Source organism: Heyndrickxia vini, assembly GCF_016772275.1.
GTDB classification, from domain to species: domain Bacteria; phylum Bacillota; class Bacilli; order Bacillales; family Bacillaceae_C; genus Heyndrickxia; species Heyndrickxia vini.
Map to the genome: position 1 here is coordinate 1,771,249 of NZ_CP065425.1, position 19,794 is coordinate 1,791,042.

Consider the following 19,794-nt stretch of genomic DNA (forward strand, 5'->3'; position numbering starts at 1 on the left):
TTTATTTTTAACTGTATAAAAAAGCTAGAGATGGAAAAAATGGTGCTATGTATCTTGTTTAAAAAGAAAATCTTCGGAGGGGTCCAAATGAAAAAAGGTATAAGTATTCTAGTTATTTATTTTTTAATGGCATCCATCATCACTTCTCAAGTGAAAGCTGCCGAAAAAACGACCGAATTAGCTTCGGATGCGAAATCAGCTATTTTAATTGAACGGGACACAGGCTCAGTTTTATATGATAAAAATAGTCATGAAAAGCTTCCACCCGCATCGATGACAAAAGTGATGACCATGATATTGATAATGGAAGCCCTTGAGCAAAAAAAGATTACTTTAAATGAAAAAGTACGTACAAGTGAATTTGCTGCATCAATGGGAGGATCTCAAATATTCCTTGAACCGGGCGAAGAAATGACAGTTGAAGAAATGTTAAGAGGAATTTCGATTGGTTCAGCTAACGATGCATCTGTTGCTATGGCTGAAAAGATAGCTGGCAGTGAAGAAGAATTTGTAGAAATGATGAACAAAAAAGCAGCAGAACTAGGACTTAAAGATACAAAATTTCAAAATGCTACAGGACTTCCTGAAAAAGACCATTATAGCTCAGCTTATGACATGGCTTTAATGGCGAAAGACCTATTAAGACACGAAAATATTACAAATTTCACAGGTAAATATGAGTCCTATTTACGCGAAAATACGGATAAAAAGTTTTGGCTGGTGAATACGAACAAACTTGTAAAATTTTATCCTGGGGTAGATGGTCTTAAAACAGGTTTTACAAATGAGGCGAAATTTTGCTTAACAGCTACTGCCAAGAAAAACGGAATGCGCGTTATTGCCGTTGTATTTGGAGCACCTTCGACAAAGATTAGAAATGCTCAAGTAACTAAAATGCTAGATTATGCTTTTGCTATGTATTCAACTCACCCGTTATTTAAAAAAGGTCAATCATTAGGGAATTTAAAGGTTAGTAAGGGAGATACAAAACAAATACAAGCTATTACGAGTGAACCGATTTCTGTTTTAACTAAAAAGGGTGAAAAAATCGATCACCTTAAAAAATCGATAAAATTGAATGAAAAGTTAAAAGCACCAATCAAAAAAGGTGATCAAATAGGTACAATAACAGTGAAAAAAGACGGAAAAATCCTTGTTCAATCAAAACTTGTTGCAAATAAGGATGTAAAACAAGCCGGATGGTGGAAATTATTCAAACGTTCCTTTGGTATGTTTACTAAAAGCTAATTAATCTAGAGAGGTAATCAAGGTAAATATCGCCTTTCTATAGTCGAACGAAGACTAATTATGACGATATTCTTCTAGTTTTGTCGGGAAGAAGGAGAATTACAATAAAAAATCGAATTGACTCATTATAAAGCTAAAAGGAGGCTTTGAAATTGAGTCTATCGATTGATTTAGAAGTGAAAAAAGATGTACTTTGCATTCGTTTAAAAGGAGAATTAGACCATCATACAGCTGAAACATTAAGGGAAAATGTATCAGGAGCGATTGAAAAATTTCATATCCAACACCTTGTCTTAAATCTTGAGCAATTATCATTTATGGATAGCTCTGGTCTAGGAGTCATTCTAGGAAGATATAAACAAATCAAACAAAAAAATGGCGAAATGGTCGTTTGTGCAATCTCACCAGCTGTAAAACGTCTTTTTGAGATGTCTGGACTATTTAAGATTATACGTTTAGATGAATCAGAACAGTTTGCACTGGAAAGATTGGGGGTTGCGTAATAGATGAGAAATGAAATGCAAATTCAATTCACAGCATTAAGTCAAAATGAGTCATTTGCCAGAGTCACTGTGGCAGCATTTATTGCCCAATTGGATCCTACAATTGATGAACTAACTGAAATAAAAACAGTTGTCTCAGAAGCAGTAACAAATTCTATTATTCATGGATATGAAGGGAATCCTGCGGGAATGGTCTATATTTCAGCAGCCATTGAAGATGGTGTGGTTGAATTGGTGATACGTGATGAGGGAATTGGTATTCCTGATATTGAGGAAGCAAGACAACCTTTATTCACTACTAAGCCGGAATTGGAACGTTCAGGAATGGGATTTACCATTATGGAAAACTTTATGGACGACATAGAAATAGAATCACAACCTAGAGTAGGCACCATTATTCGTTTAAAAAAGCATATGGCCTTCAAAAAAGCCTTATGTAATTAAGGAGTCGTGCCTATGGATGTGGAACTTAAGAAAGAGAAAACTCAAAGCTTTCTGAAGGATCATGAAGTAAAAGACTTAATTCAAAAAAGCCAGGATGGAGATCAAGTAGCGCGTGACCAACTCGTTGAAAAGAATATTCGACTCGTATGGTCAGTCGTGCAACGTTTTTTAAATCGTGGCTATGATCCTGATGATTTATTTCAAATAGGCTGCATTGGATTATTGAAATCTGTTGATAAATTTGATTTATCGTATGATGTTAAGTTTTCGACATATGCTGTTCCGATGATTATCGGAGAAATACAACGATTTTTACGTGATGATGGAACAGTGAAGGTGAGCAGGTCATTAAAGGAAATTGGTAACCGTATCCGCAAAGCCAAAGATGAATTAACAAAAAGTTTTGGAAGAGTACCTACTGTAAACGAAATTGCTGATTTTCTTGAAATTTCGCCTGAAGATGTCATTATGGCACAAGAGGCTAGCAGAACCCCATCCTCAATTCATGAAACGGTCTACGAAAATGATGGAGATCCTATAACGTTATTGGATCAAATCGCTGATCAAAATGATCAGAAATGGTTCGACAAAATTGCTTTAAAGGAAGCCATTAGAGGACTGGATGAACGGGAACGATTAATTGTTTATTTGCGGTACTATAAGGACCAAACACAATCCGAGGTTGCGGAACGATTAGGGATTTCGCAAGTACAGGTATCTAGATTAGAGAAAAAAATATTAGAGCAAATGAAAGATCGCATGGGTTCATAACCTATGCGATTTTTTCATGAATGAAAATAATGTTTTTCCACATACTACTATGTATCAAACACAAACTATTTAGGGGTTGAAGGAAATGGAAAGTTTGATTTATTTGCGTCTTCGTCATCGTGTAGAAGTGAGACCTGATAGCATAATTAAACTTTCAGATATCGCACAGGTTATTGCACCGGAAAATGATCTGGCAGATTTAAATAACCTGCCCGTTTATCAAGTGACAAAAATAGATAAGAGTTCCGCAGTAATCGATATTATGGAGGTAATCAATGTTATTACAAAAAATTATGGTGCAGTTGATATACAAACCGTTGGTCCCACTCAGACAATTATTGAAATTATTTATAAGAAAAAAAACGTGTCAATTCCGTTTTTCATAGTGATCTGGATTCTCCTTTTTATAGGCTCTGCGTTGGCAATTATGAATTTTCATGAAGATGTTAGCATGAGAATAGTCCATCAGAAAATTTACCGTATGATCACTGGAAATGAGGTATCAAAACCGTTAATCCTTCAAATTCCCTACTCAATCGGCCTAGGTTTGGGGATGATTATTTTCTTTAATCATATTTTTAAAAAACGCTTCAATGAAGAACCTAGTCCGTTGGAAGTAGAAATTTTTAATTATCAGCAGGATGTCGACAATTATGTCACTTTAAATGAAAACAAAGAAAGCATTAAGCGACTTGACGATGATAAATAGCATTCTTTTTTTCATTATTGGTCTTTCAGGCGGGTTAATCGTAGGCTGCGGCTTAGTAGCGTTTTTATCAGTACTTGGGATTATTCCAAGATTAGTACAAATATCAAAAACAGCAAAAATGGTGTATTTGTACGAATGGGCGTTCGTATTAGGTTCAATCTTAGGAGGCTGGGCTCAATTAAGGGATGTTACTTTCCATTTAACAGTTCTGTTACTTATTCCTATCGGATTGGGGTGTGGTGTGTTTGTTGGAATGCTTGCTGCAGCTTTAACGGAAGTAATCAATGTGATTCCGATATTAACTAAGCGAATAGGAATTGATGGGCATTTAATTATCGCTTTAATGGCAATTGTTTTTGGGAAAGTATGTGGTTCATTATTTCATTGGATCTATTTCGTCGATCATTAAAAATATTTCACAATAATATCTATGTAAAAAACTTTAAATGGAAAGGATTTTCGTATGAATAGTAAACGAAAGGTGATATTAATTACAGATGGTGATGATTATGCCAGAAAAGCGATTGAAACGATTGCAAAAGATATCGGCGGCAGATGTATTTCACAGTCATACGGAAACCCTTCTCATTTATCTGGACTAGAAATCGTTAACCAAATTAAAAAAGCACCAATTGATCCAGTGTTAGTTATGTTTGATGATAGCGGTTTTATAGGTGAGGGAAAAGGGGAGGAGTCATTAATGTTCGTGGCAACACATCCCGATATTGAAGTGCTAGGTGTTATCGCTGTTGCTTCAAAAACCCATCAAGCGGAATGGGCAAAAGTCGATATTTGTATTGACAGAGAAGGCAACTTAACCCCATACGGTGTCGATAAATATGGTATTCCAGAAATGGAATTAAAAAAAATTAATGGGGACACCGTTTATTGCCTTGATCAATTAAATGTACCAATTATTGTGGGCATTGGAGATATAGGAAAGATGGGAAAAATTGATCATTATACGAATGGATCTCCGATTACGAGAAAAGCGGTTGATTTAGTATTAGAAAGGAGTGGGTATTATGGCGACAAATGACCTAAATAGGAAAGAACCAATACCCAAAAATATCGAGGAACTTGAGAAGATATTTGAAAAAAGAATGGGGTTAGGCGTAAGTTTTGATCTAGGTGTCCGACATATAAAAGTGTTAAAAAAGAATATTCAAATTTATTACATTAATGGTTTAACTGATACGATATTTATCATCCATATTTTACGGGAATTAGTAGATTTAAATGATACAGAACGCCTATCTAGTCGAATATACGATATAATCCAAAATCGAATAGTAAATCAATCAGTAGAAATAGTGAAAACGATTGATGAAATGACTGATCAAGTATTATCTGGATTGATTGCCATTGTTGTAGAGGGTGAAAGCGAAGCAATTATTGTCGATGTGAGAAGTTATCCAGGAAGACAACCAATGGAACCTGATACAGAAAAGGTTGTTCGTGGATCGCGCGATGGTTATGTCGAAAATATTATCGTCAATACGGCTCTTACAAGAAGAAGAATTCGTGACGAGCGCCTGCGATTTGAAATTATGAAGGTAGGGGAACGTTCGAAAACGGACATAGCTATTGGCTATATTGAAGGTGTAGCAAACCCTGATTTAGTAAAAACGGTTAAAAAGGAATTACAAACAATTGATGTTGATGGAATTACAATGGCAGATAAAACGATTGAAGAGTTTCTTTTAAAACAAGGATATAATCCTTATCCACTCGTCAGATATACCGAGAGAGCTGATGTCGGTTCCATTCATCTTCTTGAGGGGCATGTGTTAATTTTTATTGATACTTCTCCTAGTGTTATGGTTACACCTGCAACCTTTTTTCACCATCTTCAGCATGCTGAGGAGTACAGGCAAGCAGCAGCAGTTGGAACCTTTATTCGTTGGATTCGCTTCTTGGGAGTACTTGCTTCACTTTTCTTACTTCCCGTATGGTATTTATTTGCAATTGAACCTAGTTTATTGCCTGAGCATTTGGAATTCATTGGACCAAATAAACAAACGAATATTCCGTTAATCTTACAATTATTTATTGCTGATATGGGTATTGAATTTTTAAGAATTGCTGCCATACATACACCAACCCCTTTGGCTACAGCGATGGGATTAATTGCTGCGGTATTAATTGGCCAAATTGCTGTTGATGTTGGTTTATTTGTACCTGAAGTCATTCTATATGTTTCTGTTGCTGCCATTGGAACCTATGCAACCCCAAGTTATGAATTAAGTGTCGCAAATAAAATTAGTAGAGTATTTTTGTTATTGATAGTTGCCTTTTTTAAACTTCCAGGTTTATTAATTGGCGGAACACTATTTATTATTTATTTGGCACATATTCGCGCATTAAATGCACCATATTTATGGCCATTTATCCCGTTTAATCCACAAGCAATTACCCATATTCTAATTCGGAGAACGGTTCCGGGATCCAAAATCAGACCAAGTATTGTTCATCCGCGCGATCGTTTTCGCCAACCAGCTGATGAGTAAATCCATTGCGAAAATGAACGTTTTATGATAAAGTTTAGCTAATTTATTTTAAATATTGAATAAATAGACAGTTTGTCCTATTTGACAACTGTCTTTTATTCTTAAAAGGATTTTAGATAGAAATGAGGAAAGTCAATGTATTTTCACGGTACTTCAAAGGTAAACGAAAAAAATCATCTCGAAATTGGCGGAGTAGATACAGTTGAATTAGTTCAAAAATATGGAACACCTGTATATGTTTACGATGTCGCTTTAATACGTGACCGTGCCAGAGGATTCAAACAAACCTTTGACAATCTAGGAATAAAATCACAGGTAGCATATGCAAGTAAAGCTTTTTCTTCAATTGCTATGCTAAATTTAGCACAAGAAGAAGGATTATCTTTGGATGTTGTTTCAGGTGGAGAACTATATACAGCAATTGCGGCGAAGTTTCCAGTAGAACGCATCCATTTTCATGGTAATAACAAAAGCAAAGAAGAATTAGAATTAGCTCTAGATTACAATATTGGTTGTATTGTAGTAGATAATTTTTATGAATTAGAACTGCTTGAGCAGCTCACACTTGAAAGAAATACACAAATCGCAATATTGCTTCGCGTAACACCTGGAATTGAGGCACATACCCATGATTATATTTTGACAGGTCAAGAAGACTCGAAATTCGGGTTCGATTTACAAAATGGCCAAGCAGAAGAAGCTCTTAAAAAATCGATGGAATCTAAAAACTTTAAGGTGTTGGGTCTTCATTGTCATATTGGTTCACAAATTTTTGAGACGACAGGATTTATTCTTGCTGCAAAAAAAATTCTTGAAAAGTTAGTTGAGTGGAATGAAAAGTATGCATATTTTCCATCTGTTTTAAATTTAGGTGGAGGATTTGGAGTACGTTACACAAGTGAAGATGCGCCTTTATCCCCAGATAGTTACGTAAAGGAAATCATTATGGAAGTACAGAAACAAACCAAATCTCATCATCTACCTATGCCGGAAATATGGATTGAACCTGGAAGATCACTAGTAGGTGAGGCAGGTACAACATTATATACGATTGGATCCAACAAAGACGTACCGAATGTAAGGAAATATATAGCGGTCGACGGTGGGATGAGTGATAACATTAGACCAGCACTCTATGAAGCAAAATATGAAGCTACATTAGCTAATCGACCTTTAGATAAAATAGAAGAGACATATTCTATTGCTGGGAAATGCTGTGAATCAGGGGATATGCTCATTTGGGATCTTCCATTACCCAATACAAAATGTAATGATATTTTAGCAGTATTTTGCACGGGTGCCTACGGATATTCAATGGCTAATAATTATAATCGAATACCGAGACCCCCAGTAGTATTTGTTGAAAATGGCGAAGATCAGCTTGTCGTAAAACGAGAAACATATGAAGATATTATCAGATTAGATTTGCCTCTCCACAGTAAGATTAATTTATAATTTTTTTCGGCCCATTTGCTTATTTTTCATAACGACAACTGGGCCGAAAGAATATCCTCTGCCCTTATTACTAAAGTTTGAATATTTCACATCATTTTTTTGTGATTGCGTAAAGCGCTTAAAATCGATACAATAGAGGGCGAATGACTTAATACATATAAAAGATATTTATAAAAGTAGGAGTGTACTCTTTGAAAAAAAATAATATTTTGCTATTTATTCTAATCCTTATTTTAGCTGTTGGGTGGGGACTCTATTATTGGTTGTACATCGTTTAATCATTGGGTTTAATACTGCCCGCCGATGTTTATAATGATAGAAAAGTATTCATAATATGTAGAAGGATAACGAGGGATATTCATGCTAATTCGATATAAAAAAGCTTTTGAAAAAATCGCTATGGGACTTCTGTCTTTTATGCCAAATGAAAAGGATATTAAAAAGCTGCAACAAACAATAAAGCAATATGAAAATGAGGATAATTGGCAGCTTTTTTTATGGAAAATTGAAGACGATGTAATTGGATTAATTGGTGTTCATTTAAAAGATCATTTTGTTGAAATTCAACATATATCAGTGAACCCATCCCACCGTAATCAAGGTGTTGGAAAGAATATGCTGAAATCTATTAAGCAGATTTATGAAGGTAAAACAATTTTGCCAAATGAATACACAGCAGCATTTTGTGAAAACTGTAATGATGAAGAATTATAGGGCTGATTAATAAGCGGTTGGATATTGGGAATATAAAAGGGTAACCTCTGGATTCATTTTTTGTCAGCCCACTTTTATTTTTTTAGTTGTAATTTTCGTTCTCTCTCCAAACTTTTTGTTATGGACGAGAGATACCTTTCAATTTCGATACTTGTCCGATCCCGTAATTTATGCCGATGAATAATTGAGTAGTCATCTATTACACGCAGTTCTCCCCATCTAAACCCTAGCTCCTTACATTTACTCTTACAAATAGTAAGTAACCCTTCATCATTAATTTTTATATTGATATTTACGTAGTCTTCCTTCTCTTTCATTCTGGTCAGTTGTGTATTCATTTTATTTAATAGATCATTTGCGTCTATCTTTAATGTAAGGAGAACTTTTTTATTAAGCATTAAATTATTTAATGCTTTTTTCATTAAACGGGTGCTGCCAACGATGTTTGAGCGTCGGTAATGGTATTGTGAAACGGCTAACTGAATTAATCCAACCCACACGGAATGGCGGTTTTTGATATCAGTTTGTTTCCAATGCTCTTCTAGAACTTCGTGGCACTCGAAAAAATCTCTATCTCCATGAAAATGGACCAAATATTCGATATAGGCTTTCGGAAATTTCATTACATAACTCACTCACTTTCAACTTATGTAAGTGTAACATAAATTCTTCTTAATTTTATATATAGAAAGAGGAAACCTTTTTCCAGTATGGAAAAATTTTTATTGGACTACAGAAGATATTCCACTATACTTATAATGTTAGGGCATTTTTACTAGAGGTATGAAATTGGTGATATGATGGAATATAATGTGAAAATAGATGCATTTGAAGGACCTTTGGATTTACTTCTGCATTTAATTAATCGGTTAGAAATAGACATTTATGATATACCTATGGCTGAAATCTCTGAACAATACTTATTATTTATTCATGCCATGAAGGAATTGGAATTGGATATTGCCAGTGAATATTTAGTTATGGCAGCAACATTGCTGGCGATTAAAAGTAAAATGTTACTTCCTAAACATGAAGATGAATTGGAAGATGAGTTCGAATATGAAGAAGATCCTAGGGATGATTTAGTTGAAAAACTAATAGAATATCGAAAATATAAGGAAGCAGCTGTCGAGCTTAAACAAATGGAGCAAGAACGTGGACAAATGTTTACGAAACCACCAAGTGATTTATCTGAATACATGAAGGATATCCATTCAGATCAATTTCAAGGTGATGTATCGATATACGATATGATCGGGGCATTGAATAAATTATTACGCAGAAAAAAGTTGCAAAAGCCTTTATCAACGAAAATTACAAGACAGGAAATATCAATTGAAAGCCGTATGGAAGAAATTTTAAAAGACCTTACGATTGAGAAGGGCAAGCAAAACTTTAATTCACTCTTTCCCGTGCCAGAAAAAAATCATGTAGTAATTACATTTCTTGCAATTTTAGAATTAATGAAAAGAAATGAAATTTATGTAGAGCAAGATGGGAATTTTAAAGATATTTTCGTAGCAAGGAAGGAAGTGAGTGTCATTGGATAACATTAATTGGAAAGGCATTTTAGAAAGCTTGCTTTTTGCTGCTGGAGATGAAGGACTATCATTAAAACAAATAATGACGGTCATGGAACTTGAAGAATTTCAAGCGGTTGAACTAGTTGAACAATTAAAACAGGATTATGAAATGGATAATGGCCGTGGTATTGCCATTGTAGAGTTGGCAGGGACTTATCAATTAGCAACAAAAAAAGATAACTCACTTTATTTGAAAAGACTTGTTGAATCTCCTGGTATGAGCACACTTTCACAAGCAGCACTTGAAACACTTGCAATTATTTCTTATAAACAACCGATTACAAGAATAGAGATCGAAGAGATACGCGGAGTGAAAACAGAACGTCCGTTGCAAACTCTTACTTCGAAAGGCTTGATAAAAGAAGTAGGTCGTGCAAATGGAGCGGGTAGGGCCAGATTATATGGGACAACCAAAGAATTTTTAGATTATTTTGGTCTAAAAGATATTAAAGAGTTGCCGCCTCTTCCAGAATCAACAGACAATGATTTTGAACAGGACGATGCGGATCTATTTTTTGAAAAATTCCAGGAAACAATGGAAACAAGCTTAGATATTGAATAGAAGAGGTTCAAAGGCTATTTGCAAACGCAAATAGCCTTTTTTTATTCATATCTATCCTTGTCCATTCATAAACTTGTACAAAATACATGTTCACAATAGAGAAGAGGAGCAACTGTATGAAACGTTTTTTTCTATTCATTATTTTACTTATGCTTATATTTGCTAGTCCCGGAAAGTCTTTTGCTGCTGCACCTTCAGTCACAGCTGCAAGTGCTATTTTAATGGACCAAGATAGTGGAAGGATTTTATACGAAAAAAATGCAAATGATGTACGAAGAATAGCCTCTATTACAAAAATAATGACGGCAATCTTAGCGATAGAGTCTGGAAAATTACAGGAAAATACCAAAATTAGTGAAACAGCTGTTCGTACGGAAGGCTCATCGATTTATTTAAAACCAGGAGATACGGTGAAACTAGAGGATTTAGTGTACGGCTTAATGCTACGATCGGGAAATGATGCTGCCAATGCGATTGCTGAGTGTGTTGGGGGCAGTATTGAGGGGTTTGTCTTTTTAATGAATCAGAAAGCGAAAGAGATTGGGATGTTAAATACACATTTTGCGAATCCCAATGGTCTAGATAACAAAGAGGATCATTTCTCAACTGCATATGATATGGCACTTTTGACGAGATATGCAATGCAAAATAAAACCTACAGAGTGATTTCTGGAACAAAGTCCTACAAAGGGTGGGGAAATAAAAATCGATTATTAACTGAAAAGTATAAATACACGACAGGTGGGAAAACCGGTTTTACAAAACGTGCGAAAAGAACTTTAGTTACAACAGCATCAAAAGACCACCAAAATCTAATTGCAGTCACATTGAATGGTCCAGATGATTGGAATGATCATATTAATATGTTTGAGTACGGATTTATGAATTATGATACAACCATTGTATTGGATGCAGGTTTAATTAAAGATATTAATAAAAAGTATTTGAAAAATCATGTTTACATTAAAAATCCCGTCGTATATGCACTTACAAACAAAGAAAAAAAAGAGGTTTCAATAGAAATGAAATTTTTACACTCCCAAAAAAGTTGGAAGGATGTAAGGAATATTCCGGAAATAGTTGGAAAAGCAGTCGTTTATAAGGGAAACGATGAAATTAAATCAGTACCCATTTACTACAAACATGAACATATAGAAAAAAGGAAAGGATGGTTCGAGTATTTTTATAAATTGTTTTCGATCCATTTAGGTGTAAAGGAAAATGGTTAATTATATCTGGATTGGCATGACATTAATCGGTTTGGTTTTCGCAGCTATTAATGGAAAAATGAAAGATGTCAATGAAGCTATTTTTCAATCAGCAAATGAAGCGGTTACCCTTTGCATTGGCCTAATTAGCATACTAGTTTTCTGGCTTGGAATCATGAGAATTGCCCAAGATTCCGGACTTTTAGATAAGTTCTCTCGTTTGTTTCGTCCGATTATTAAACGATTATTTCCTGAGGTACCCGAAAATCACCCTGCGATGGGGTATATTTTATCTAACATAATTGCTAATATGTTCGGACTTGGCAATGCTGCTACACCATTAGGAATAAAGGCGATGGAGCAATTGAAGGAGTTAAATGGCGGAAGACCTGTAGCCAGTCGATCGATGATTACTTTTTTGGCATTAAATACATCTGGACTTACATTAATACCGACAACAGTTATTGCTATTCGAATGAATTATCATTCCGCATCACCAACCGAAATTGTTGGCCCAACGTTATTGGCGACGACGATTGCTACGATTGCTGCTATTCTGATCGATCGATACTATTACTATAAAAGAACCCGCAATGGGGTGAAATAAAATGTATATACTGTCTATCGTATCCATTTGGATAATTCCATTACTTATTGGTTTTATATTAATATATAGTGTTATGAAAAAAACTCCTGCATATGAGAGTTTTGTAGATGGTGGGAAAGAAGGAATAAAGATAGCGGTGTCTATTATTCCATTTCTTGTTGGAATGTTGGTCGCAATTACGGTATTTCGAGCTTCTGGAGCTCTAGACTTTTTTGTCCATTTACTTAGACCTGTATTAGATTTTTTGGGAGTTCCATCAGAAATTGTTCCTTTAGCACTAATACGCCCAATATCGGGAAATGCTGCATTAGGGATTATGAGTGATATTCTTAAAGTGCATGGTCCAGATACGTTTATTGGAAAGTTGGCTTCAACTATCCAAGGGAGTACAGATACAACCCTATATGTGTTAACCGTATACTTCGGTGCAGTTGGTATTAAAAAAATGGGGGATGCACTAAAAGTCGGTCTGCTAGCTGATTTAGTAGGAATAAGTGCAGCTATAATCATCATAACTTGGATGTTTGGTTAAAATAGCCGAATATCCGAGTTTTTTTATTTCACTGAGATTACTCATTTCTTTGCTTTTTTAACTTGATATGTAATAATTCATAAAGAATATGCTTTGAAAAAATAGATGAGGTGGAAAATAGAATGGAACGTCTTCAAAAGGTTATTGCACAAGCAGGAATTGCCTCCCGACGGAAGGCAGAAGAATTAATTGTGGAAGGAAAAGTGAAAGTTAACGGAAAAATCATACGTGAGCTCGGCACGAAAGTTTCTGTAAATGATAAAGTGGAAGTTAATGAAATACCACTAGAGAGAGAAGAAAAAGTATATATATTAATGTACAAGCCTAGAGGTGTCATTTCTGCTGTTAAGGACGATAAGAATAGAAAAGTCGTAATCGATTTTCTGCCGGAAATAAAAGAAAGAGTGTATCCTATTGGTCGATTAGATTATGAAACTTCAGGATTGTTACTATTAACGAATGATGGTGAGTTTGCCAACTTACTTATGCATCCACGATATGAAATAAACAAAACATATGTTGCTAAAATCAAAGGTATACCATCTAGACAATCGTTAAAACAATTAGAAAAAGGAATTAAGTTGGAGGATGGATTGACAGCTCCGGCAAAAGTAAAATTAGTTTCCGCTGATAAAAAAACACAAAAATCTATCGTGGAATTAACCATTCATGAAGGGAAAAATCGACAAGTACGTAGAATGCTTGAAGCGATAGGCCATCCGGTTCAAAAGCTTAAGAGAGAACGGTATGCATTTTTAAACTTACATAGTTTAAATGCAGGTGAAAGCCGTGAACTTACCCCACATGAAGTGAAACAACTCAGGGCACTAGCAGAAACGGGGTCAGGAATGCAGTAAAGATTCACATAACCTTCAAATTATGCTAATTAGCATGTTTTAGGGTAATGCTATAATAAGACATATTATGTGACGAATTTTCGATTGGAGGTTTACGAAATGTCACAAAAGAAAAAACAAAGATTAATTATTAGAACGATCATTTTAATAATATTAATCTCTGCTGTTGCTTACACATTATATGCAAATCTAACGAAAGAAAGTCGTGGAGAAATAAAAGTAGGAGATAAGGCGTCAGATTTTGTTTTACAAGATATGTCTGGAACAAAACATAGATTATCAGACTATCGTGGCAAAGGAGTATTTTTAAATTTTTGGGGCACATGGTGTGAACCGTGTAAGGAAGAAATGCCGTATATGGTCGACCTATATAAAGGGTTTAAGAAACAAGGTGTCGAGATTTTAGCCGTAAATGTTGGTGAATCTAATTACCTGGTAAATAAGTTTATTAAAAATTACGATCTGAATTTTCCTGTACTAATAGATAAAAGCAGGGACGTTCAAAATGCATACGGTATAGATCCCATTCCTACTTCCTTTTTTATTGATTCCAGCGGTAAAGTAAAGGAAATTGTTATTAAAACAATGACAAAAAAAGAAATTCAACACTTAATGGAGAGTATTAAACCTTAAGGAGTTTTATGTATGAAGGAAATAAAATGTGAGTGTGGTCACGTAAATCCAATTGGAACCGTACTTTGCGAATCTTGTGGAAGAGCCTTAACCGAAGAAGCAAAACAAGATAAACTTCATGATATGCGCTATGAAGGAAGTGCTCGTCGATCACAAACATATAACAAAACAATCATTGATAAAATTTGGAACTTTTTCTCATCTGTAAAAGTTGGAGTTTGGCTAATCGTTATCACATTAATAGCTAGTGCTTTAGGGACTATTCTTCCGCAAAAAGAATACATACAGCAAAATATTCCACCCGAACAATACTATAAAGAAGAGTACGGATGGGTTGGACAGCTATGGTATAACCTAGGATTCCAAGATCTTTATAGCTCTTGGTGGTATTTACTTTTAATTGCTAGTATCGGAATATCATTGGTTATCTGTAGTCTTGATCGTTTTATTCCACTTCATCGTGCATTGAAAAATCAAAAAGTATCTCGCCATGAAGGATTTTTAAAACGTCAACGATTATTTTCTCGATCTAATATAGAAGTATCTGATGAAGTCTTTGATACCATTAAACAAAAATTGAAATCAAAGAGATACAAAATTCGCGAAGAAAATGGGAATATTTTAGCGGAAAAAGGACGTTTTTCAAGATGGGGTCCTTACGTTAACCATATTGGTTTAATCATATTTCTTATCGGAGGAATGCTCCGTTTTGTTCCCGGAATGTATGTAGATGATACTTTATCTATTCGTGAGGGTGAGAAAAAAGTTATTCCAGGTACCCATTCACAGTATGTATTAGAGAATAAAAAATTCATTTTGGAGAAATATGACAATAGAAAAGATAAAAAAACATTTAATGAAGCAATTAGCCGTGTTGGAAATGTAGCAAAGAATTTCCAAACAAATGTCACCTTATATGAACGGGTAGATGGCGGGATAGCCGGAGAATCCGATAAACTAAAAAAGGTAAAAGATTTTTCAATTAAAGTAAATGAACCATTAAAAATGCATCATTATGCACTTTATCAAATGTCATACCAATTAGATGAGTTAAAGGCAATGTCATTTGAATTACAAAATAAGTCCAATGGAAAATCAATGGGGAACCTTAAAGTAGATTTATTTGATCCAAAAGATGTTTATGATTTGAAAAATGGGTACAAAGTAGAGTTAGTAGGATATTATCCTGATTTTTCGGGATTTGCTAAAAATGGTGAACCCCAAACAAAAACATCCGTACCAAATAATCCAGCATTTTTGTTTAAAATGTATTCACCTGAACATCCAAAAGGTGAAGTAAGCTTTGTTGCTATTAAACAAAATGTTGAGCCATTAGGTGAAAATGACTATAAAATAGCGTTTAAATCAATCGACACTAGAAATATTTCCGTATTAACAGTACGTAAAGATTTAACATTATGGATACTTGCTGTTGGAGGTTTCATCTTTATGATTGGTGTAATCCAAGGTATGTATTGGAATCATCGAAGAATTTGGTTGCAACGTGTGAATGGAGAAGTATTGATTGCCGCACATACAAATAAAAACTGGTTTGGAATAAAAAATGAAATTAAATATGTATTAGAAGATACAAATATTCCTGAACCGCTTGATCAACAAGAAAAGAAAAATGAGAAACATTAAGGAGGGGCGATTTTGTCTGAGTTAGTAAATATTAGCAGTAACTTTCTATATGCTGCATTTATTCTATATTTAATTGGTACGTTCTTTTTTGGTGGTGCTATTCGTCAAAAGAAAATACATGGAAATGAAGATAAACCAAATCGCTGGGGAAACATTGCCATTTTCGTGGCTATAATCGGTTTTATTTCACAATTAATATATTTTATTTTGCGATGGATTGCTTCGGGACACGCACCTGTAAGTAATATGTTCGAATTCGTAACATTTTTTGGGATGATGCTTGTAGCTGCATTTATCATTATTTATTTTATTTATAAGACACCTGTTCTAGGTTTGTTTGCTTTACCAATTGCACTGCTTATTATTGCATTTGCAAGTATGTTCCCAGGCGAATTGAATCCGCTAGTTCCTTCTTTGAAAAGTCATTGGCTTTATATCCATGTGACAACAGTTGCTGCGGGGGAAGCGATTTTGGCAATTAGCTTTGCTGCTGGTCTAATTTACTTAGTAAAAGCAATTGATCAATCCAAACGAAGTGCTCGTACTGTTTGGTTAGAAATTGTTATGTTTGCTTTAATTGCTGTATTAGGCTTTGTTGTTAGCACTACAATCTTTTCGGCAATGGATTATAAAGCTTCTTTCAATTGGGTTGATAAAAAGGGTGTTGAAAAGGTTAATGAGAACGGAATGGTTTATCATATGCCTGCTCTAGTAGGTCCTCATGAAGGTGAATTACAAACCGCAGATCGATTTGAACCGTTGTTCCATGTACCTGCTATTATCAATGCGTTAAAATTAAATACAGTTATCTGGTCACTAATAACAGGTGTTATCATCTACCTATTAATTAGACTCATTTTTAGAAAGCGTATCGGTGCGATTTTACAGCCAATTACAAAAAATCTAAAATTGGATTTTGTTGATGAAATTAGTTATCGTTCTGTTATCATTGGATTCCCAGTATTTACTCTCGGTGGTCTAATATTTGCAATGATATGGGCACAAATTGCGTGGAGCCGTCCGTGGGGATGGGATCCGAAGGAAGTTTGGGCACTTGTTACTTGGCTATTTTATGCCGCTTTTCTTCATCTACGCTTATCCAAAGGCTGGCACGGTGAGAAATCTGCATGGTTAGCAGTTATTGGTTTTGCAATCATTATGTTTAACCTTGTTGCTGTAAACTTAGTTATTGCTGGATTACACTCGTATGCTTCTAATTGATTTAGGATAATTTTAGTAATAAAATAAAGGAAGAATTACAATTTAAAGCCTTCACATTCGTGGAGGCTTTTTCACAAAATATATAAAGGGGAAAATATATATGGATTATGAAGCAAAAATATTAGTTGTTGATGATGAAGATCGTATCCGCAGATTGTTAAAAATGTATCTTGAACGGGAAAATTATTATATTGAAGAGGCGGGTGATGGTGAGACAGCTTTACTAAAAGCGTTAGAAAATGATTATGACTGTATACTTTTAGATTTAATGATGCCAGGGAAAAGCGGGATTGAGGTTTGTAAAGAATTAAGAGATAAAAAGGCTACACCTGTAATTATGCTTACAGCCAAAGGTGAAGAAGCTAATCGGGTGGAAGGCTTTGAAGTTGGGACAGATGACTACATCGTTAAGCCTTTCAGTCCAAGGGAAGTCGTTCTTCGTGTAAAAGCTTTATTAAGAAGATCTTCGACTACTAGCTTTTTGAATACGGATACGAAAACAAAAGATATGATCGTCTATAACCATCTTACGATTGATAATGATGCCCATCGTGTAAGTGCGGATGGAAACGAAGTGAATTTAACACCTAAAGAATATGAATTATTATACTTTTTAGCTAAATCACCGGATAAAGTATTTGATAGGGAGCATTTATTAAAAGAAGTATGGCATTATGAATTTTTTGGTGATTTAAGAACTGTTGATACTCATGTTAAACGACTGCGGGAAAAATTAAACCGTGTTTCGGAACAAGCAGCTAAAATGATTGTTACCGTATGGGGTGTGGGCTATAAATTTGAGGTCACCTCAGAATGAGATTATGGAGAAGTGTTGTAGGGAAACTCTGGTTAACGATATTAGTATTGGTCTCTTTTGTTTTATTTATTTTGACCATATTGTTACTAGAGTTTTTCGAGAATTACCATGTGCAGCAAATCAAAGACGATTTAACGTATACTGCACAAAAAGTAGCAAATATTGTTGAGACTCATGAAGGTGATGACATCGGCAAAGAACTAGCATTAGAATTTGTTGATAAATCAACAAAAGTGATGATCGCTTATAATAAGGATAATGTTTATTATTCCCCAAATATTAATAAAAACGACAAAATATCTCCAATAACCATTTTAGATGATCCTACATTTACTAGCGTTTATAATCAAGGGGAGACCAAGATTAAAGAATTTTCTTCTCCAGAAAATAAATCAAATAATAGATATGAAAATATAATCGTTGCATCTGCGCCCTTACATATTCGCCAAGGACAAACCGGAGCAATATTTATTTATCGATCTTTAGATGTGTTGCAAGAAACAACAAATCAAACGACAAAATTAATTTTATTAGCGGCAGGTATCGCAATTATTTTAACTACTGGATTTGCTTTCTTTTTATCTACTCGAATTGCTGCCCCTTTAAGAAAAATGCGTGAAGCCGTTTTTGAGATAACAAAAGGGAAATTTGACAAAAAGGTCCCGATCCTTACCCATGACGAAATTGGTGAGCTTGCAACTGCCTTTAATCAAATGGGAAAACAATTAAAATTTAATATGAATGCATTAAATCAAGAAAAAGAGCAACTAACAAGTATTTTAAGTAGTATGGCGGATGGGGTGCTTACGTTTAATCGTGATGGGACGATATTAATAACGAACCCACCGGCGGAACGATTTCTTCAACAATGGTACAACGAACAAGGTGAACATGAAGACTTTTTACCTCCTGAAGATTTGCTTTTACAAAAGGTTCTTGAAACTGAAATGGAAAAAACGGATGAACTGACTATACAAGGAAGAACGTATGTTGTAATTGTTAGCCCCTTGTATAATCAAGATAGTGTTCGGGGAGCCGTTGCTGTAATACGGGATATGACGGAGGAACGCAGGCTTGATAAACTTCGGGATGATTTCATTGCTAATGTTTCACATGAGCTGCGGACTCCGATAGCGATGCTCCAAGGATATAGTGAGGCAATCATCGATGATATAGCGGCTTCTGAAGATGAGAAAAAAGAATTTGCCAAAATCATTTACGATGAAACATTACGTATTGGAAGATTAGTTAATGAATTATTAGATTTAGCAAGAATGGAAGCAGGCCATATTTCACTATTTAGAGATGAAGTCCAGATTCATCCATTTATTGAAAGAGTGACGAATAAATTTTACGGGTTGGCAAGAGAGAAACACGTAAATTTATCTTGTGAATTGAATTCAACTACTGAGTCAATATGTTTGGATCCAGATAGAATTGAACAGGTTTTAACAAATCTTATCGATAATGCAATTCGTCATACATCAGTTAATGGATATGTAAAAGTCAAATTAGAGGATCATATTAGCGGAATTGAAATAATGGTGGAAGATAATGGGTCTGGGATTCCCGAAGAGGATCTTCCATTCGTTTTTGAACGATTTTATAAAGCAGATAAAGCAAGAACGAGAGGCAAATCCGGCACTGGATTAGGATTAGCAATTGCGAAAAATATTGTTGAAGCACATGATGGAAAAATATCTGTAAAAAGTAATGTTGGACAAGGGACGACATTTTCCTTCTTTATTCCTAAAAAACATGAAGAATGCTGACGAG

At 34.8% G+C, this 19,794-nt stretch carries 22 protein-coding genes; 21 read left to right on the top strand and 1 reads right to left on the bottom strand.

Going from position 1 to position 19,794, the window contains the following annotated elements; genetic code table 11:
* Positions 1–87 precede the first annotated feature (87 nt).
* The 10 genes from I5776_RS08830 to I5776_RS08875 all read left to right on the top strand — a co-directional run bounded on the left by I5776_RS08830 (position 88) and on the right by I5776_RS08875 (position 8,354).
* Positions 88–1,248, top strand: coding sequence for a D-alanyl-D-alanine carboxypeptidase family protein (locus I5776_RS08830; RefSeq protein WP_202780250.1), 1,161 nt, complete (start codon positions 88–90; stop codon positions 1,246–1,248).
* 152 nt (positions 1,249–1,400) lie between these two features.
* Complete coding sequence (gene spoIIAA, locus I5776_RS08835; RefSeq protein ID WP_202780251.1) at positions 1,401–1,751, top strand: anti-sigma F factor antagonist; 351 nt, start codon at positions 1,401–1,403, stop codon at positions 1,749–1,751.
* A gap of 3 nt (positions 1,752–1,754) precedes the next feature.
* Positions 1,755–2,195, top strand: a complete 441-nt coding sequence (gene spoIIAB, locus I5776_RS08840; RefSeq protein WP_202780252.1) for an anti-sigma F factor — start codon at positions 1,755–1,757, stop codon at positions 2,193–2,195.
* Positions 2,196–2,207: 12 nt separating this feature from the next.
* Positions 2,208–2,966 (top strand): RNA polymerase sporulation sigma factor SigF, encoded by a 759-nt coding sequence (gene sigF, locus I5776_RS08845; RefSeq protein ID WP_202780253.1) that lies wholly within the window; start codon positions 2,208–2,210, stop codon positions 2,964–2,966.
* Between the two features lie 85 nt (positions 2,967–3,051).
* Entirely contained in the window at positions 3,052–3,675 is a 624-nt protein-coding gene (locus I5776_RS08850) for a stage V sporulation protein AA (protein WP_202780254.1), read from the top strand.
* Positions 3,632–4,084 carry a stage V sporulation protein AB gene (locus I5776_RS08855; RefSeq protein WP_281397296.1) on the top strand — a complete coding sequence of 151 codons (453 nt, stop codon included), beginning with the start codon at positions 3,632–3,634 and terminating at the stop codon, positions 4,082–4,084. The genes I5776_RS08850 and I5776_RS08855 overlap by 44 nt, the downstream gene beginning before the upstream one ends.
* Before the next feature lie 54 nt (positions 4,085–4,138).
* Positions 4,139–4,714 (top strand): stage V sporulation protein SpoVABEA, encoded by a 576-nt coding sequence (gene spoVAEA, locus I5776_RS08860; RefSeq protein WP_202780255.1) that lies wholly within the window; start codon positions 4,139–4,141, stop codon positions 4,712–4,714.
* On the top strand, positions 4,701–6,185 hold the full coding sequence (locus tag I5776_RS08865) for a spore germination protein (protein WP_202780256.1): 1,485 nt from the start codon (positions 4,701–4,703) through the stop codon (positions 6,183–6,185). Before spoVAEA ends, I5776_RS08865 begins: the two co-directional genes overlap by 14 nt.
* A 135-nt stretch (positions 6,186–6,320) precedes the next feature.
* Positions 6,321–7,640, top strand: a complete 1,320-nt coding sequence (gene lysA / locus I5776_RS08870) for a diaminopimelate decarboxylase (protein WP_202780257.1) — start codon at positions 6,321–6,323, stop codon at positions 7,638–7,640.
* 360 nt (positions 7,641–8,000) lie between these two features.
* Positions 8,001–8,354: a GNAT family N-acetyltransferase gene (locus I5776_RS08875; RefSeq protein WP_202780258.1), complete on the top strand. Its 354-nt coding sequence runs from the start codon at positions 8,001–8,003 to the stop codon at positions 8,352–8,354.
* A 74-nt stretch (positions 8,355–8,428) separates the two neighbouring features.
* Here I5776_RS08875 and I5776_RS08880 read toward each other — a convergent pair whose 3' ends face one another.
* Positions 8,429–8,977 carry a DUF309 domain-containing protein gene (locus I5776_RS08880; protein WP_202780259.1) on the bottom strand — a complete coding sequence of 183 codons (549 nt, stop codon included), beginning with the start codon at positions 8,975–8,977 and terminating at the stop codon, positions 8,429–8,431.
* Between the two features lie 177 nt (positions 8,978–9,154).
* Here I5776_RS08880 and I5776_RS08885 point away from each other — a divergent pair, with 177 nt between their 5' ends.
* The 11 genes from I5776_RS08885 to I5776_RS08935 all read left to right on the top strand — a co-directional run bounded on the left by I5776_RS08885 (position 9,155) and on the right by I5776_RS08935 (position 19,790).
* Positions 9,155–9,904 carry a segregation/condensation protein A gene (locus tag I5776_RS08885; RefSeq protein ID WP_281397307.1) on the top strand — a complete coding sequence of 250 codons (750 nt, stop codon included), beginning with the start codon at positions 9,155–9,157 and terminating at the stop codon, positions 9,902–9,904.
* Positions 9,897–10,499, top strand: coding sequence for an SMC-Scp complex subunit ScpB (gene scpB / locus I5776_RS08890; protein WP_202780747.1), 603 nt, complete (start codon positions 9,897–9,899; stop codon positions 10,497–10,499). The genes I5776_RS08885 and scpB overlap by 8 nt, the downstream gene beginning before the upstream one ends.
* A gap of 116 nt (positions 10,500–10,615) precedes the next feature.
* Positions 10,616–11,728 carry a D-alanyl-D-alanine carboxypeptidase family protein gene (locus I5776_RS08895; protein ID WP_202780261.1) on the top strand — a complete coding sequence of 371 codons (1,113 nt, stop codon included), beginning with the start codon at positions 10,616–10,618 and terminating at the stop codon, positions 11,726–11,728.
* Positions 11,721–12,314 (top strand): nucleoside recognition domain-containing protein, encoded by a 594-nt coding sequence (locus tag I5776_RS08900; RefSeq protein ID WP_107921204.1) that lies wholly within the window; start codon positions 11,721–11,723, stop codon positions 12,312–12,314. Before I5776_RS08895 ends, I5776_RS08900 begins: the two co-directional genes overlap by 8 nt.
* 1 nt (position 12,315) lies before the next feature.
* Positions 12,316–12,846, top strand: a complete 531-nt coding sequence (locus I5776_RS08905; protein WP_202780262.1) for a spore maturation protein — start codon at positions 12,316–12,318, stop codon at positions 12,844–12,846.
* 122 nt (positions 12,847–12,968) lie between these two features.
* Positions 12,969–13,703: a pseudouridine synthase gene (locus I5776_RS08910; RefSeq protein ID WP_202780263.1), complete on the top strand. Its 735-nt coding sequence runs from the start codon at positions 12,969–12,971 to the stop codon at positions 13,701–13,703.
* 99 nt (positions 13,704–13,802) lie between these two features.
* On the top strand, positions 13,803–14,336 hold the full coding sequence (gene resA / locus I5776_RS08915; protein WP_202780264.1) for a thiol-disulfide oxidoreductase ResA: 534 nt from the start codon (positions 13,803–13,805) through the stop codon (positions 14,334–14,336).
* A 12-nt stretch (positions 14,337–14,348) separates the two neighbouring features.
* Positions 14,349–15,980, top strand: coding sequence for a cytochrome c biogenesis protein ResB (gene resB, locus I5776_RS08920; RefSeq protein WP_202780265.1), 1,632 nt, complete (start codon positions 14,349–14,351; stop codon positions 15,978–15,980).
* A 12-nt stretch (positions 15,981–15,992) separates the two neighbouring features.
* Positions 15,993–17,201, top strand: a complete 1,209-nt coding sequence (gene ccsB / locus I5776_RS08925; protein WP_202780266.1) for a c-type cytochrome biogenesis protein CcsB — start codon at positions 15,993–15,995, stop codon at positions 17,199–17,201.
* A gap of 100 nt (positions 17,202–17,301) precedes the next feature.
* On the top strand, positions 17,302–18,018 hold the full coding sequence (locus I5776_RS08930; RefSeq protein ID WP_202780267.1) for a response regulator: 717 nt from the start codon (positions 17,302–17,304) through the stop codon (positions 18,016–18,018).
* Positions 18,015–19,790: an ATP-binding protein gene (locus I5776_RS08935; RefSeq protein ID WP_202780268.1), complete on the top strand. Its 1,776-nt coding sequence runs from the start codon at positions 18,015–18,017 to the stop codon at positions 19,788–19,790. Before I5776_RS08930 ends, I5776_RS08935 begins: the two co-directional genes overlap by 4 nt.
* Positions 19,791–19,794: the final 4 nt, after the last annotated feature.